We start from the raw sequence: 15737 nt of genomic DNA on the forward strand, positions 1-15737 counted from the left end.
GCCACCAGCCCGGCGTAGAGCCACTGCGAGAGCGGGCCCGCCTCCAGGCCGAGCCGTGCGACGGAAACACCTGCCCGACAAAGGCAGGCTGCGATCGCGGCCGGATCGGTGTCTACTTTCGTCTCGCAGACAACCTGGCCAGCGCCGTCGAGGACGCACAGGCTCGTCTGGTCCAGAGAGACGTCGAGGCCAACATAGTGCTGGTTCATCCTGGAAGCCTTTCGGGTGAGTGGAGCAGTCCGGAGAGGTTGCCCGCCTCCAGACCGATTACGCCATCTCCCATGGGCTGCCTGGTGCGATGTAGGCCGTCTTGGCACCGACCGCGGCGATCCAGCCTTGCACCGCCTTGGCCACGAACTCGGGACCATTATCTGAGCGGACGTGCCCGGGCACGCCGCGCAGGATGAACAGGTCGGACAGCACGTCGATGACGTCCGCCGCCTTGAGTTTGCGCCCTATCCGGATGGCCAGGCACTCGTGGGTGAACTCGTCGAGGACGTTCAGCATTCTGAACTTGCGTCCGTCATGGGTGCGGTCCTCGACAAAGTCGTAGCTCCAGACATGGTCTGGCCGCTCCGGGCGCAGCCGAATGCAGGAGCCGTCGGCCAGCCATAGTCGTCCGCGCTTCGGCTGGCGCGGCGGCACCTTCAGCCCCTCGCGCCGCCAGATCCGCTCCACCCGCTTGGCGTTCACCAGCCAGCCGGCATCCCGCAGCAAGGCCGTGATCTTGCGGTAGCCGTAGCGGCCATACTGTCGTGCCAGCTCGACAATGTCGGCCGTCAGCCGCTCTTCATCGTCGCAGCCCCGCGGCACCTTGCGCTGGGTCGAGCGGTGCTGGCCGAGCGCCGCACAAGTGCGGCGCTCAGAGACACCCATCGTGTGCACGATGTGCTCGACACAGGCCCGCCGGCGCGCGGGGCTCAGTAGTTTCCCCGTGGTCCGGAGCAGTGCTCCGGACCCGCCAGGATCTGCTTGTCGAGCGTGAGGTCCGCGATCGCCTTGCGCAGCCGCGCATTCTCCGTCTCGAGATCTTTCAACCGTTTCACTTGGTCTGACTTCAGCCCCCCGAACTCCCGCCGCCAACGGTAGTAGGTCACCTCGGTCACGCCGATCGCCCGGATCGCCTCCGCCACGGATTGCCCCTGCGAAACCAGAACGTCCACCTGCCGCAGCTTGGCTACGGCCTCCTCAGGCCGGTGCTTCTTGCTCGCCATCTCGGTCCTCCTCCAGTCCAAACCCATACCTCAGGGCAGACCACTTCAAAGGGGGAGGATCAAGCTGCGTAAGCTCGGCCTGCCCGTGGTCTGCCTGGACGCGCGACATGCCAAGGCGGCACTTGCCTTGCAGCTGAACAAGACGGACCGCAACGACGCCCGCGGCCTGGCGCAGATCGTACGCACGGGCTGGTACCGCGAGGTTGCGGTCAAGAGCGTGGACAGCCAGCTGGTCCGCTCCATGCTGACGACCCGGGTGCAGCTGGTCCGCATGCGCGTGGACCTCGCCAACCAGATCAGGGGGGTGCTCAAGCCCTTCGGCCTCGTCGCCGGTAAGGGCGGCGGACGGGCCTTTGTCGAGCGGGTGCGAAGCCTTGTTGCGGGTGGACCGCTTGCACCGGTCGCCGAGGTGCTTCTAGGGCGTGTCTGCAAACTCAAGACGTTTCGGGTGTGCGATCCCATATAAGTTGAGTGGGACGAGGTGATTTGACGGACGCGCAGTGGCGGCATCTGGAGCCGCATCTGCCGCCCGAGAAGCCCTGGACAGGGCATCCGAACGCGCCGCATCGGCGCATCATCAACGGCATTCTCTGGATTTTGCGTACCGGCGCGCCGTGGCGTGACCTGCCAGAGCGGTTCGGGCCGGCTGGGACGGTGTCGAGCCGCTTTTATCGCTGGCGTGGCTTGGGTGTGTGGGGGCGGATCCTGGCGGCGCTGCAGGGCGGAGCGGAAGAGCGGGGCGAGGTGGACTGGGATCTGCACTTCGTGGACGCGACCGTGATCCGCGCGCATCAGCACGCCGCCGGTGCCCGCCGCGATGGTGCTGCCGGAAGCGAGGCTCAAACCCGGGAGGCGCTGGGCCGCAGCCAAGGTGGCTTTTCGACCAAGCTGCACTTGCGGGCTGAGGGCAACGGCCGACCGATCACGGCGGTGCTGACCGGCGGCGAGCGGCACGAGCAGATTGCGCTTGAGGCGCTGCTGGATCAGGGAGCAGTCCGCCGTTCTGGTGGGGGCCGGCCCCGGCTGCGACCGCGGCGCGTGGCTGGTGACAAGGGCTACAGCAGCCCGACCGCACGTGGCCGACTGCGTCGCCGGCACATCGGGGCAGTGATCCCCAGCAAAAGCAACCAGCGCCGGCAGCCGAACTTTGACCGTGCTGCATACCGACGTCGCAACTTGGTTGAGCGCCTGATCAACCGCTTGAAGCAGTTCCGCCGTATCGCCACTCGCTACGAGAAGCGCGCAGTCAACTACCTCACCATGGTCCACATCGGAATGCTTCTATTGTGGCTGTAGAGTTTGCAGACACGCCCTAGCGGCTTGGGAGGCGATCAGCAGCCAGGTTGCCGCCCTGAGCCGGCGCCTGGTGGCCGTAGCCCGCCAGGACCAGGCGGTGCAACGGCTGATGACGGCGCCCGGCGTCGGAACACTGGTCGCGCTGGCCTATACCAGCGTCATCGACGACCCCGGACGCTTCCCGCGATCCTCCAGCGTGGGCGCCTATCTCGGCCTGACGCCGCGGCGTTACCAGTCCGCGAGGAGGACTATACTGGCCGTATCTCACGTTGCGGCGACAGGCTGCTCCGGAGCTACCTGTTCGAGGCTGCCGGGGTGATCCTCCACCGTGTGTCGAAGTGGTCGGCCCTGAAGGCCTGGGGCACGCGACTGGCCAAGAAGATCGGCGCCAAGAAGGCCACCGTCGCCGTTGCGCGCAAACTCTCCGTCATCCTGCATCGCATGCTGCGCGACGGCTCGGAGTTCCGCTGGTCGGCACGGGAGGCACAGGCGGCATGAGCGTGCGGTAGCGCTTCAGCAAATCCGCCGAGCGGCGGAACGGTGTCCCGTGTCGGGACGGGGTGTTGGCCATCGCGGGGGTTCTGTTGCGGCCCTGATCCAAGGATTGGGTGACCGCGCCGCTGACATCACGAGGCCAATGCTTCCGACACCATCATGCGGCGGCCCATGCCGACCGCGGAGAGAACCGTGATCCGGCCGGGACGCCATTTGCCGCAAAGCTGTCGAAAAAAGGCTTGATCTCCAAGCCCGCCATAAGAGAACAGAACCCTGCATCCAGCGCCATGGTTTGGCCAGTAGGCTGCAGCCGCACTCTCGCCATTCTATCGCACCTGGACGGCGTGTTGCCGCGGTGCGAGACGTTTAGCATCCTCCGTGATCGCCACACTCACGCGGTGTGGGACTATTTGCGGACACCGAACTTGAGTATCAGGTGCGCTGCGGCCGATTGGTAAAGTGGGCATTGCCCAATCCGGTGCCGATGGTAAGAATTCCCCAGCGCTCTACCTCTTGCATGTTCAGAGCCTCGCTCAGGCCTTGCACCACGGCGTCATTGTGCAGCCTCACGACTGGCCGTTGGCCGCCAATCTCCGGCAGCGCTGCTGCGAGCTTGGATGGAAAGTTGAAATCCGAGCCTTCCCAATCACCACCGGGCAGATTTTGGCCGCCGCGTTCAATAAGACCGTTAGCGCCGATCACGCCTGGGCAGCCCACCCCAACGAAGGAGGCCAACCGCAGTCCGGTATCCTTGGCCTTGTTCGCTAGCCTGCCGAGCATAGCAGCAAGGCGCTCCACTGCTTCATCGCGCCCGGGCTGATCTTGAGCATGGCGCCAACGCTCTGTCGCCAGCACGTAAGCCTGGGACAGGTCAGTTGCTTTCTCCTGTTCAAGGGCAACAAGTCCCGCACGCATATGAGTGCCACCAATATCAGCTGCGAGGATTGCGTCCCGTTGGTGCAGCTTTTCCGGCGGCGCTAGGTGCACAGCACCACACAAACCGGCGTCGTCTGGATGGCGTGAGATCGGGACCATGCGGATGGGCTCGCCACCCGCTTTCAGTAGGATACCGACACGGCCGATCACCATGTGCCCCACCTTCGAGCTCAGAAACCCGCCTCCGAGGACTATACGCTCCGTGCCATGCCATTCCGGCAGACGCAGCATTCGCCGGACGACTACCGCCATCTCCTGGGCAAAATCTTCAATAGCCGATTGAACCAAGCCAGCCGCTTCGGGGTAGACTTTGGCCTCTTGGACGATGCTGTCCAGTTCCTCGCGGCTGATCTCCTCACTAGGCCGGCGTGCGTCGAGCGGGTCGTCGCCACTGCTGGCACGGCGTACCCGCTCGCGCCAGTCTTCCAGGATCTCAACGAAAGCACGGTTGCTGGCGCGATCTCCGAGGAAACCCTGGCCGGACGCGTCACGCAACTCGGCGTTGTAGGTATCGATCCGGACTAAGGAGAGATCCAATGCTCCGTGGACTAGCGCTTGAGTGTCGGGTCTAGAACCAAAGTCCTCGGCGTTGATTGAATCCACAGGCCGTACCCCATTGCGCTACATGAACGCGTCCAGCGTCCACGGGCTTTGGGCTGTCATTACAATGTCATGCGATGGCTGAGGCGAAGCCTTTTGCGGATACTGTCTGTCGAGCAAGGCACTTGCCGGAGACGAGGACTGCTGATCCGGCTTTGCAGTACGGCTGCTGGACCATCAGGTTGGGTTGCGCGCGCTCCACTCCGCGAAGATGCGCTCGAGTAACTCCACCTTCTTGCAATCTTGCGCAGCGGCGGCGCGCTTGAAGGCACGACGAAAGTCGGAGGCAACACGGAAGTTGAGGGGTTCCGTACGCTTCTTGGTCGCCGGCTTCGCGGGCTTGGCCGGCTTCTTAATTGGGAGCGTATCAGCACTCGATACCGGTTTTGCCCTTGGTGCAGCGAGGCTGGTGGTCTCGATCGGTGGAACAACCTTTTTGCTCACCCGCCTCCGCACCGGCTTACCCGTAAGTGTTCCGCCTGGCTGAACGTCCTTGGGACCTTGCATTCGTTTCGTTCCTTTCTAAGCTGGGTGCCTTCGATGAACGTTACAGCAACTCCTGCGAAGGTCCGCTCCTTCGTCCGCAGTGGCAGGCGGCGTGCATTGGTGACAAACAGCGCTTGATCATGCATGCGCTAATGGCCGGTGTGCTCCAGCCATGCTGCATTCAGCCGCGATGGTTGCCCGTGGCAGTGTGGCTTCCTACTCCGACAATTTTGTCGTCAAAGTTGGCAGCCGTCATCGCACCGTGCCGATCCGCACCTGCGGACTGGGCAATGTCCCTGGGCGATAAGCTGTAAAAGCCAGGTCAGCTCCTCCAGAGTTGCAAGGCGCGGGCACACTTCACAGCTAACAGTGCAAAACTTAGCCAAAGATCATTCTGGCGTGCAAGCGTGCATTTGTGCAACCTTCGTCCGGCGGGCGGCGTTCGCCCGAGATTGCCGACAGCGTGAGCAAAGTCATTGGCATTTTGGTGCCCAGGCGGTCGGCAGTCAATTCATTGCCATGTTGGTCCAAGACCGTGACAAAAGATACCGTCACCATTCCTGCTGAGCTTGAAGTCAAGTTCCTCATGCCTCGTGGGACTGAAAGCGCGCTTGCTGGCTATCTAGGCTTGCATGGCGACGGTATCGATGAGGCAGTGACCCGGCAGGAGGTTACGACCTACTTCGACACTCCGGAGCAGGATCTGAGCCGACATGGAGCCACCCTTCGAGTGCGTCGCACGGAATCTGGGCGGGTTCAGACGCTTAAAATGCGCAGCGAAGGGTCACCCGCATTTGCCCGAGGTGAATGGGAGTGGACACTGGGTAGCGACAACCCTGAGCCGGAGCGATTAGCGTCAACCCCGCTCGTTTCCATTTTGGGCGGCTTGGGTCAACTCGAACCTGTTTTCACCACAGATGTCCGCCGCACGACACGAACGTTCCAACTTGATGGGGCCCTGATCGAGGCTGCAATCGATTTGGGCTCCGTGCGCGCTGGCAGCGCTGCCGAGGAGATTTGCGAACTCGAGTTGGAGCTGAAGGGCGGCAAGGTAGCCCAACTCTACAAGCTCGCCGCAACACTCCGAGCAGAGTTGCCTCTTACTCTTGGCGCAGAGAGTAAGGCCGACAGGGGCTGGCGCCTTCGCACCGGGCACCCGCGGGCACCAGAGAAGTCGGTGGAAATTGCGCTCGCACCAGACGTCACGTCCAGCGAAGCCATTCGTCGTATCCTAAACGGCACTCTTGCAAACCTCATGGCTAATCTGCCGGCGGCAGTGGCTGGGCAGGCAGCAGGCGTGCATAATATGCGCATTGCTATTCGCCGCCTGCGTGCCGCCCTTGCGCTCTTCCATCAGCACCTCGCCGGTTCTACAGAGGCACGCCTCACAGCCGAGCTGCGGCGCCTTGGACGCGTGCTTGGTGAAGCTCGGGACTGGGATGTGTTCTGCACGGAGACGCTACCAAAGGCGGCCGAGGACGGGGTAGCTAAGCCACTGCTCGAGATCATGCGCGTCCGAGCCGGGGCGGCGCGAGCCGACGCGCATAGTGGCCTTTCCGCCGAACTGGCGGGTTCCGCACTTACCGCCTTGGTACTCGATCTTGCAGCCTGGGCCGAAGATCCTGCCGCACTCGCTGGCTCACCTGATGGCGGTGCATTGCATACCCCGTTGAAGACCCTTGCGCCCGCATTGGAAGCGAGGCTCGAGCGTAAGGCACGACGGCGTGGAAAGCATATACGCCAGCGGAGCGAAGAAGAGTTGCACAGCCTGCGCAAAGCCCTGAAAAGGCTTCGTTACGGAATCGAATTTCTGGCGCCCCTACATCATACCAAGCGAGTGAACGCTTACTTGAAAGGCTGTAAGGCGCTGCAGGAGCATCTTGGTGTCATCAATGATGCAGCAGTCGCTGTAAGCTTGGCCGAACGTCTCTCAGCAAAAGAGCCAAGTTTGACTCTGGTAACCGCAGCGCTGAAGGCCTGGACGGATCACCGCGGGAATGAAGCGCGACAGCATCTACGCAAAGCTTGGCGCACCTTCAAAGAGGCCTCACTGCCAACCTAACTAGCTGATGTGGCTGCAGGCGCTTTGGCACCTGCATCACGATAATCAGTAGCTGTCGGCTGGGTCGTCTGCTGGCTTGCGCATCGGCTCGAGCTCTGAAATCACGGTATGCCGCGGCCGGCGAGACAAGCTGTCGTCCAGAGACGTTAGCGCGCTGCACCTCAATAGGAGGGAGCCGGCGTGCCTGCCGCTGCCCGCTTTACCAGAGCCGCTTTGCGGTAGGCTGGGTCGCCCGTCACTTCGCGCCCTGTCCAATCGGGGAGGGCAATCTCCTGGCTCTCGTGGTCGAATTCCACCTCGGCAAGCACCAGCCCCGCCAAGATGCCCTCGTGAACGTCCACCTCCCAGATCAGACCGGCGTGCGGCACGCGAAAGCGGGTCTTCTCGACTATGGGCCCATCGCAGATGGTGCCCAACATCTCCTCGGCTTCCGCAGCAGGGATCTCGTACTCGTACTCGGCGCGCCGGAGACCGGTTCGCGGACCTTTTACAGTGAGCAGGCCGCGATCTTCGTCAAGCCGCACTCGAACCTTGCCGCTGCCGAAGCGGGCGACGAGGCCGTCGCGCAGGCGGCGGCGGCTGATGGCCATAGCCTTCCACTCGTCGCTTTCTACCAGGAACTTGCGCTCTATCTCGTAGGCCATGACCGCGGGTCCACTGCTACAGCTTCAGGTACCGTGCTAAATGCCGTGTTCTCAGTGCCAGTTGCTCTGTCGCGAGCCTTTCCGGGCGAGACGAAGCCCGAAGCCCCATTTTTGGGGAAATCATGGACAATGAACTGCCTCATTTTGCCCGCCTCGCAGCGGCAATAGCGCGCCGCATAGCACCCGCCCCGAGCCGCTTCGCCACCGCGGCCTACGCACCCGCCGCACTGTTCGCCCCTTGAACCTTGAACCTTTGACGCTCGATCGCAGAACGGAGAGCTATACTGCCTCTCAGAGCCTGAAGGGGTTGCTGGGCGAAGGTGCGCTTGAGTAGCGGGGGCCGAATGGCCCCCTCCATATCGAGGTGAGGCGGCAGGGAGAGGCGGACCGATGGCAATCCGCGACCAGGGTGAGACAGTGCCTGGCTCCCTGCCGCAGGCAGCATGCCGGGCGCCATGACGGGCGAAGGCCAACAAGCGCGCGACGCCTCATCACAAAACAGCCGCCCCTGGTCAAATCAGCGGCGCCAAGCCCAAGCCATACCTGCATCAGCTTGGCGATGCGCAGTGCCAGCCATTCGGCCGACACCCCGGCCAGATCGCACCAACGGGTCCTCGCCTCGGCCCATTCGCTGGCTGGAGCAAGAAGGAAGCGCCGGGCTCGGGACTGATCCTTGAGCAGCGGCTGAGGGTGCGCCCTCGCTCAGCCAGGCGGGATCGGCCATTGAGCGAGGCGAGACCTTGGGCAGCTCACTACTACCATTACGGGTACAAATCTACAGAAAACAACCATTGCGTGTAGATTTGCTAGACTGCTTTACTGTCAAAGCTGCGACGACGGGCTGTTGAAAATCGTACAATGGATGGTAGCTATGAAACAAATCTTCATGCTTCCGATAGCCTGTCTTGGCTTAGTAGTAATATTGTTGGGACTCCTTCTGGATTGCATTGGAAGTATTATTGTAAGATTCGCTTATAATTTCGAGGATGACCCGATCCATTCTGGACGTGTTTTCATTAAAACGCCGAATGGACGAAACTTTGATTTGTAGTTTGACTTATGAATTATTGTCCGAGTGGCGAGGTAACTTGCGCAGCCGGTAGACGAGACGGTCATGGCAGACCAACGCAGCGATATGGATGACAGTCGGTTCCCTTTAGGGATTGGGTTCGCCATCGTACTCGCTGGCTTACTATCTCTGCCCCTGTGGGCAAGCATCATTTGGCTTTTCCAGCAGGCGTATTGACCTTACCCGAGGACGAGCAGGTCGCCGCTAGTCCGGCAATCGCACCCCCAACTGGGTCGCTGCAGCCTCAAGCAGCGCCACGTCGCCCTCCCGCCACTGCTTCCGGTTCAGCATTCCGGCCGCCTCGGCCGCCGGCATTCCGATAGCAGCGCCAAACTTCGCAGGCGTGCTGATACCTTGGTCATCCAGCTCGCGGCCGATCGCTATCTCCAACCGGATGATCTTCAGCCGGTCGTCAGTTCGGCGTCGGCGCTCCTCGGGCGTGACCTTCGGCTTAGTGGTCGGCACCATCACCCCGCTAGTGGGTTTGTGGCTCGATGAGCGCCGACTGCCGAGCTACATGCGAGCTGTGGCGCCTGGGTGACAGCGCCAGCAATCGGTTCAAATTATCGTTGTAGATGGGTTGGGCGGCGGCATGATGCCGCCATGAAACACGGAGCTTTTGCCACCCTTGGCACCGCCTTTTCGCTGAGCGGGTGCGGTCTCGTTCCCCGCGGCAACGCCTGGGGGGAAGTAAAGGACCTGCGGCAGGCTCTGGTGGAAGCCAGGTGGCCATTGTGGCAGCGGTGGATCGGATGAGCAGCGGCAAGGCCTATCTCGATAACGCTACCTCTGATGCCAAGCTCGACCGGCTCCCCGGCGTCTACCTCAAGCTAAGAGTGGCAGCGCAGAAGCAGGGCATCGAGATCGAGACGGCAGCTCGGTAGGCTTTCTAGGGTGGCCCTCTAACCGCCGAGGATCACGATGTGCTCCGGCTGCTGCTGGGCGGCCTCCGCGACGGCGCCGATCCAAGCGGCTGACCTGCAAGATTGATCGTCTATGGAATGTGCCAGTCATCGCTCGGGAGCAGGTAGGATAGCGGCGGTGGCACTTATACCAAGCTGACTATGGATTGACCTGCCGGTAAGGGCTCCGTCCCAATGCGCTGAACTCAGCGCATGGGTCGAGCAAAGGTCAGAACTTCATGCGGCTGGTATTAGGCCAAAAAAAGGGCGGCACCCGAAGGCGCCGCCGAGTTTAGGGAGGAAACGTCCAAGAAAACGGGACACCATGGTGCCCCGCCCTCGAAACATGACGCCGCAACCAGGATCACACAACCCGCGTTGTGCAGCGCAGCATGTCGGCTCCATGAAGGTGCGCTTCCGGCTCTATCGCCCGTAAAGGGAACAAGAAGCGGGGTTCTTCATGCCGACTTGGCAGCCGTGACGTGCTGGAACGCTCGCCGTAAGGCAAGTCCAACAACGGCGCGTCTGCAAAGCGAATGTGGAGGGCCCAGCATGCTGATGACGCTCACGGCCACGCTTCTCGACACAGTCGGCGGATGGGAGCCGGTGATCTTGTGGGACGGCAAAGTCCTCGCCCGTGCGGACAAGCGGTTTCGCACAAGGCAGGCCGCTATGGACTACCTCCGGGCATGGCCTCCCGCGCAGCAGGTGAAGCGCTTCCATGTGGCATCGTAGGCCTCGCTCCGCAGCGTCGCCGCGCTACCTGCGGCAGTTTAGCGTTCGGCACTACCCGCTGTCTCACCTGTCGATGCGCGAGGATGGCGGTGATGGGTGGAATGTCAGGGTCTACCCACCCAGCGGGAAGGATGCCTGGGAGATGCAATGCAGCGTGCCGGACGGCCTGAACGAGCTGCTGGCGGAAGCGCGCCAGCGCATCGATCGTCGTCTTGATGGCGAGGCGTGGCCGCAGAACCCGTGATTCTCATGCAGGTGTAGGTGCGGGGGAGGCAGGCGAGACAAGGCAGGCACGAGAGGGAGAGCGATTTCTGCCGCTAGGAGGTAGTGCGGCCCCTAGCCCGCCCCGCAGCCCAGAGGATGCACCGAAGGCATCACCAGAAAATAAACCCAGCGACTTGGCTGTCTCGTGCCTTTCGGGCCTTGCTGGCTAGAAGGGGTTAGCAGACGATCGCTGGCCGCCCGTTTCCCCGGCTCCTGTCCGTCGGACGCGAGTCACCTTACACTTGACAGATGTAGGTCACCGTCCGGATCCGCCGATCCCGCAGGTTACTCACCTGGTTGCGGGCCATTGTCGGGAAATCCTCGCCCAGAAACGACTGGAACGTCACAGCCGGCACCGCCTGCGCCATGCGGGCGGCCATGGCCTCGAACCACTCCAGGCTCTCCTCGGTGGAGTCGTTCACGGCCAGGATGCGGAAGCCGGCGCCCGCGAGGAGTGCCTCCATGGCGTCTGGCGTGGCGAGATGGCTGATGGACGGCTCGCGCGCCCAGGGCACAGGGAACAGTACCTCACCCCCTTCACCTTGCAGCACGTCGTAGACGGCGAAGCGACCGCCGGGCTTCAGTACGCGCCTGGCCTCCGCATACATCCTGTCCTTGGCTGCAATGTTCATCGCCACATGGATGGTCATCGCGGCATCGAACTCGGCTTCGCCGAACGGCAGGCTCGTTGCGTCGCCCTGGCGGAAGGCGACGCGATCACGGAGCCCGACCCAGCCGCTGAGCGTGGCTGCGGCATCGCAGAAGGCCTGCGTGAGGTCGATGCCCGTCACGCGGCAGCTGTAGGTCTCGGCGACCGTGCGCGCCGGCCCGCCCAGACCGCTCCCGATGTCCAGGACGTGGGCAGAGGCAACCAGACCCAGCGAGTGGGCAAGTTCCAGTGTCGCCTTGCGGCCACGGATATGAAACTCGTCGACGGTCGCCAAGTCCGCAGTGCCGAGCTTGTCGATGTCCTTACCCGCCCTGCGCAGGCTTTCCGCAATCGTGCTCGCCAAGTCGCCGCCGCCGGTATAATGGCTCGCCACCTTGTCGACCATGCCTCCGCTTCCCATCGCGAGTTCCGCACTCAGAATGTCACGACGGCTGGTCTGACAGAAGCGAAAGGACCATGCCCTAGACGTGCGTACCGAGCGTTAGACTCGCTCCGCTGGGGCGATCCAGGCGTCTTTTCGGCAGGTCGGGGCACACGCTGGGCAGAAAGGCGATGGAGGCCAGTGTTGCTCGGAGGGGAGTGGCGCAAGACATCAGCCTGCCATGGTCAATCAAGTTCGCAGTTGCTCGTCACTCTGCGCCAGAGTGTTCCCTAAACGAGAACTGACGCCGCGCGTGGCAACTAACCGGCACAAGTATTTTCTCTGTAAAACAGAACAAATGATTTAGCAAATTATTCATGTCTTGGTGCTATTCTGTCCTGAGCATGGCGGCTTTCCTGCGATGAGTCCGAACGACGAGCGCATTGTGCTTCGAATGCACGTCTATCGAGACGCAACGATAGGAGACGTCATGCCTCAAGGACCTTCCAGCTCTGCTGCCCCGTATGTTGTTCCCCTCGCGGACGGCGTCGCGCTTACGTCAATCCTCACCACCGGGGACGCCGTGGGTGTGAAGTTCGAGCCCGAAGCTGAGCGTGGAGAGCCCTGGCGCATGCCTGGCACCCCCGACGGGCTCGGTGCCTATGACAACGGCAACGGTACTATGACCGTGCTGATGAACCATGAGCTCGAGGCCGACGAGGGTGCGGTGCGCGCCCATGGCGCGACCGGCGCCTTCGTGTCCGAGCTGATCGTGGACAAGGAAACGCTTGGCGTACTGGGCGCCCGCGACCTGATCCAGGAGCTCTACACCTGGAACCGCGAAACCGAGACTTACACGCTCGATCATGAGGCTCTGGACCGGCTCTGCTCGGCCGACTTGCCAGAGCAAACAGCCTTCTTCAATCCAGCCACCAACAAGGGCTATGCTGAGGGTCGAATTTTTCTCAACGGTGAGGAATCCGGCGACGACGGCCGCGCCTTCGCCCACATTGCCACCGGACCTGACGCCGGCCGCAGCTATGAGCTTCCGAGCCTCGGCCAGTTCTCGCATGAGAACCAGGTCGCCAACCCGCATGCCATGGATCAAACGGTCGTGGTCGGCCTCGACGACAGCCGACCGGGACAAGTCTACGTTTATCTCGGCGAAAAGCAGGCCGAGGGTACCCCGCTTGAGCGTGCCGGTTTGACTGGTGGTGGGCTTTACGGCATCGCCGTCGAAGATCAGCCCGACGAGGATCGTGAGACCGGCTTCGGCGAGGAGGAGGTGCCGTTCTCCCTGGTCGCCATCGGTGATGCCAGCAAAACTGAGGGCGAGGAGCTTCAAGCGCGCAGCGAGGCACTCGGTGTTACCGAGTTTTTGCGGCCAGAGGACGGTGCTTGGGATCCGCTGATCCCGAACCGCTTCTACTTCGTCACCACCGACCAGTTCGACGAGAACAAGCCTGGGGCAACTGACCCCGACGTCGTTCCGCCGCCTGAGGAGCCGTCGCGGCCGCCTGGCGTGCCGACCGAGCAGGAGCAGCCGGAGCCCGAGATCGGCCGCAGCCGGCTATGGCAGCTCGATTTCGACGACCTCTCCGATCCGTCCGCAGGCGGCACGCTGACCATGCTGCTCGACGGCACCGAGCAACACCAGATGCTCGACAACATGACCGTCAACAATGACGGCACGCTCGTTTTGCAGGAGGACCCTGGCAACGTTCCCTACTCCGCCAGGATCTGGCAGTACGACCCCAACACGGACGAGTTGGTAGCGCTTGCCGAACATGATCCGGCCCTGTTTGGCTCAACGGAAGCGCCGGAAGCGTCGCTCACCGTCAACGAGGAGTCCTCTGGTGTCATCGACGTCACCAACATCCTCGGTGGGAATGACAACGAGCATGTCTATCTGCTGGATGTGCAAGCGCATTACGACCGCGAGCGCGAGCTCGATGAGGGCGGGCAGCTGCTGGCCATGACGGTGGACGACACCGTTGCGATGGAACTAGAGCAGTCCGCTGCCGGCGCGAGCGACACCGTCCTGATCGGATAGCGCCGCGCGGGGACGGCTTTGCCGTCCCCGCGCTCCACACCACGCTGCCGGTGCTCGACCCAGGCCGCGGCCGGACCAGGACCGGCCGGCTCTGGTGCTACGCGGTCGATGGGCCGTCCACACCTGATGGGTTGGATGCCCCTGCTCCGCGGCCTCGAGGTGCCACAGCGTGGCTGGTGTTGAGCCCCACCACGAGGGAGAGGAGGCATCCATGGAGGAGATTACGACGATCGGCCTCGACCTGGCCAAGAGCGTCTTCCAAGTGCATGGGGTCAATGCGACAGGCGGGGTAATGCTGCGGCGCAAGCTGCGCCGGTCAGCGGTGCTGGACTTCTTCGCGGCACTGCCGCCCGCGCTGATCGGCATGGAGGCCTGCGGCGGAGCGCACCATTGGGCCCGCGAGCTCACGCGCCTCGGCCATACGGTCCGGCTTATGCCGCCTGCTTACGTGAAGCCCTATGTCAAGCGGGGCAAGACCGACGCGGCGGACGCCGAGGCGATCTGCGAGGCGGTGACGCGCCCGACCATGCGCTTTGTGCTGGCCAAGACCGAGGCGCAGCAGGCGAGCCTGGTAGAGCTCAAGGTCCGCGACATGCTGGTGCGCCAGCGCACCCAGACCGTCAACGCATTGCGCTTCCATCTTGCCGAGTACGGCATCGTGGCCGCGCAGGGTCGCAAGCTCGCCGATCTGATCGCGGTGGTGCGCGACGGCGAGGATAGCCGGCTGCCCCATCTGGCACGCGAGGCATTGGCGAGTTGGTGGTGCAGATTGAAGCCTTGGAAAAGCGCATCGAGCGGCTCGACAGCGGCCTGGTCCGCCATGCCCGTGGGGACGAGACGGCTCGGCGGCTGGCCAGCATCCCCGGCATCGGAGCGATCGGCGCGACAGCCCTGGCCGCGCTGGTGCCCAATCCGCAGGGCTTCGCCTCGGCGCGACACTTCGCGGCCTCGCTTGGCCTGACCTCGAAGCCGCACTCGAGCGGTGGCAAGGAGCGCCTGGGCCGGATCTCCCGGCAGGGCAACTCCATGTTGCGTCGACTGCTGGTCCTTGGCGCCACCAGCCGCCTGCGCTATGCCCGGCGCAGCCCGGACGCAGCGGACTGGGCCACACGCCTGCTGGCGCGGCGCCCCTTCAAGGTCGCGGCTGTGGCGCTGGCCAACAAGATGGCCCGCATCGCCTGGGCCTTGCTGGCCCGGGGAGGGACCTACACGACAGCCGCGACCGCCTAGTACCTCGGCACAGTGATTTTGATTGGTTGGTCGTGCCTGGGCTTGAGCTCTGGTAACGCCTTGGGATCGATAGCCAGGGTGATGGAGCGGGCAACCCCGGGCTGCCGGGTGATCAGCCCGGTCTGCTCCAGCTTCAGGATCATCTGGTGCACGGACGGCGGGCTGACTGGACGCTGGAGTTGCTGGCCGACGCAATGGTCAAGCTCACCGACCATGCCGATCTTTCCCGCGAGACAGTGCGGCGGCGCCTGGACGAGAACACGCTGAAGCCGTGGCGTCGCGACATGTGGTGCATCCCGCAGATCGACGGTGCCTATGTCGCGCGCATGGAAGACGTGCTCGACCTCTACGCTGAGGTGGCGGACCCGCAGCGGCCCATGGTCTGCTTCGACGAGAGCCCGACCCAGCTGATTGGCGAGACGCGCCTGCCGATCCCGCCCACCCCGGGCCAGCCCGAGCGCCAGGATTACGAGTACAAGCGCAACGGCACGGTCAACCTGTTCGTCTTCCTCGATGCGCATCGGCGCTGGCGGAAGATGAAGGTCACCGACCATCGCACGGCAGTGGACTACGCCCACTGCATGCGTGATCTGGTCGACCACCACTACCCCAAGGCCGAGCTGATCCGTACCCATACGCCGAGGGCCGCCTTCCGGCGGATGGGTGAACCTGTCTTCTGATCTTATGGACGCTCGTAAGGGTGTCGCTAAGGACGGAGCG

13 protein-coding genes and 4 pseudogenes are annotated in these 15737 nt (G+C 63.2%); 10 read left to right on the forward strand and 7 right to left on the reverse strand.

What is annotated here, in order from left to right:
• Positions 1–209, reverse strand: a pseudogene (locus tag EP26_RS24815) (IS110 family transposase); the annotation flags it as partial.
• A gap of 67 nt (positions 210–276) precedes the next feature.
• A pseudogene (locus EP26_RS33625) lies at positions 277–1214 on the reverse strand (IS3 family transposase); the annotation flags it as partial.
• Between EP26_RS33625 and EP26_RS35285 the strand changes: the two are divergent.
• The 4 genes from EP26_RS35285 (at position 1204) to EP26_RS36945 (ending at position 3008) form a co-directional block, all read left to right on the forward strand.
• The gene (locus EP26_RS35285; protein WP_211259544.1) at positions 1204–1680 is read left to right on the forward strand and encodes an IS110 family transposase; all 477 of its coding nucleotides are present in this window, start codon (positions 1204–1206) and stop codon (positions 1678–1680) included. The pseudogene EP26_RS33625 and the gene EP26_RS35285 overlap by 11 nt on opposite strands.
• 5 nt (positions 1681–1685) lie before the next feature.
• Positions 1686–2510 carry an IS5 family transposase gene (locus tag EP26_RS24835; RefSeq protein WP_043342650.1) on the forward strand — a complete coding sequence of 275 codons (825 nt, stop codon included), beginning with the start codon at positions 1686–1688 and terminating at the stop codon, positions 2508–2510.
• Positions 2511–2580: 70 nt separating this feature from the next.
• Positions 2581–2829 (forward strand): transposase, encoded by a 249-nt coding sequence (locus EP26_RS36940; protein WP_211259545.1) that lies wholly within the window; start codon positions 2581–2583, stop codon positions 2827–2829.
• Positions 2826–3008 (forward strand): hypothetical protein, encoded by a 183-nt coding sequence (locus tag EP26_RS36945; RefSeq protein WP_052389644.1) that lies wholly within the window; start codon positions 2826–2828, stop codon positions 3006–3008. Before EP26_RS36940 ends, EP26_RS36945 begins: the two co-directional genes overlap by 4 nt.
• 429 nt (positions 3009–3437) lie before the next feature.
• On the opposite strand, the gene EP26_RS24845 is transcribed toward EP26_RS36945, so the two are convergent.
• On the reverse strand, positions 3438–4544 hold the full coding sequence (locus tag EP26_RS24845) for an ROK family protein (RefSeq protein WP_211259546.1): 1107 nt from the start codon (positions 4542–4544) through the stop codon (positions 3438–3440).
• A gap of 174 nt (positions 4545–4718) precedes the next feature.
• Positions 4719–4985, reverse strand: a complete 267-nt coding sequence (locus EP26_RS35290) for a hypothetical protein (protein ID WP_169747478.1) — start codon at positions 4983–4985, stop codon at positions 4719–4721.
• 505 nt (positions 4986–5490) lie between these two features.
• Here EP26_RS35290 and EP26_RS33635 point away from each other — a divergent pair.
• Complete coding sequence (locus tag EP26_RS33635; RefSeq protein WP_157033747.1) at positions 5491–7089, forward strand: CYTH and CHAD domain-containing protein; 1599 nt, start codon at positions 5491–5493, stop codon at positions 7087–7089.
• A 161-nt stretch (positions 7090–7250) separates the two neighbouring features.
• Here EP26_RS33635 and EP26_RS24850 read toward each other — a convergent pair whose 3' ends face one another.
• Entirely contained in the window at positions 7251–7733 is a 483-nt protein-coding gene (locus EP26_RS24850; RefSeq protein WP_043342654.1) for a CYTH domain-containing protein, read from the reverse strand.
• A 1273-nt stretch (positions 7734–9006) separates the two neighbouring features.
• The gene (locus EP26_RS24855; RefSeq protein WP_043342656.1) at positions 9007–9270 is read right to left on the reverse strand and encodes a hypothetical protein; all 264 of its coding nucleotides are present in this window, start codon (positions 9268–9270) and stop codon (positions 9007–9009) included.
• 257 nt (positions 9271–9527) lie between these two features.
• Between EP26_RS24855 and EP26_RS35295 the strand changes: the two genes are divergently transcribed.
• Together EP26_RS35295 and EP26_RS24860 are read left to right on the forward strand one after the other, a co-directional pair.
• Positions 9528–9686, forward strand: a complete 159-nt coding sequence (locus EP26_RS35295) for a hypothetical protein (RefSeq protein ID WP_157033748.1) — start codon at positions 9528–9530, stop codon at positions 9684–9686.
• 570 nt (positions 9687–10256) lie between these two features.
• Positions 10257–10439 (forward strand): hypothetical protein, encoded by a 183-nt coding sequence (locus EP26_RS24860; protein ID WP_043342658.1) that lies wholly within the window; start codon positions 10257–10259, stop codon positions 10437–10439.
• A 500-nt stretch (positions 10440–10939) separates the two neighbouring features.
• Here EP26_RS24860 and EP26_RS24865 read toward each other — a convergent pair whose 3' ends face one another.
• On the reverse strand, positions 10940–11758 hold the full coding sequence (locus EP26_RS24865; protein ID WP_043342659.1) for a class I SAM-dependent methyltransferase: 819 nt from the start codon (positions 11756–11758) through the stop codon (positions 10940–10942).
• A 607-nt stretch (positions 11759–12365) separates the two neighbouring features.
• On the opposite strand from EP26_RS24865, the gene EP26_RS24870 reads away from it, so the two are divergent.
• The 3 genes and pseudogenes from EP26_RS24870 to EP26_RS24885 form a co-directional block, all read left to right on the forward strand.
• On the forward strand, positions 12366–13787 hold the full coding sequence (locus EP26_RS24870) for an alkaline phosphatase PhoX (RefSeq protein ID WP_043342661.1): 1422 nt from the start codon (positions 12366–12368) through the stop codon (positions 13785–13787).
• Positions 13788–13998: 211 nt separating this feature from the next.
• Positions 13999–15017 (forward strand): annotated as a pseudogene (locus tag EP26_RS24875) (IS110 family RNA-guided transposase).
• A 158-nt stretch (positions 15018–15175) separates the two neighbouring features.
• A pseudogene (locus tag EP26_RS24885) lies at positions 15176–15688 on the forward strand (transposase); the annotation flags it as partial.
• Positions 15689–15737: the final 49 nt, after the last annotated feature.

It is taken from the genome of Belnapia moabensis DSM 16746 (assembly GCF_000745835.1).
Classification (GTDB): domain Bacteria; phylum Pseudomonadota; class Alphaproteobacteria; order Acetobacterales; family Acetobacteraceae; genus Belnapia; species Belnapia moabensis.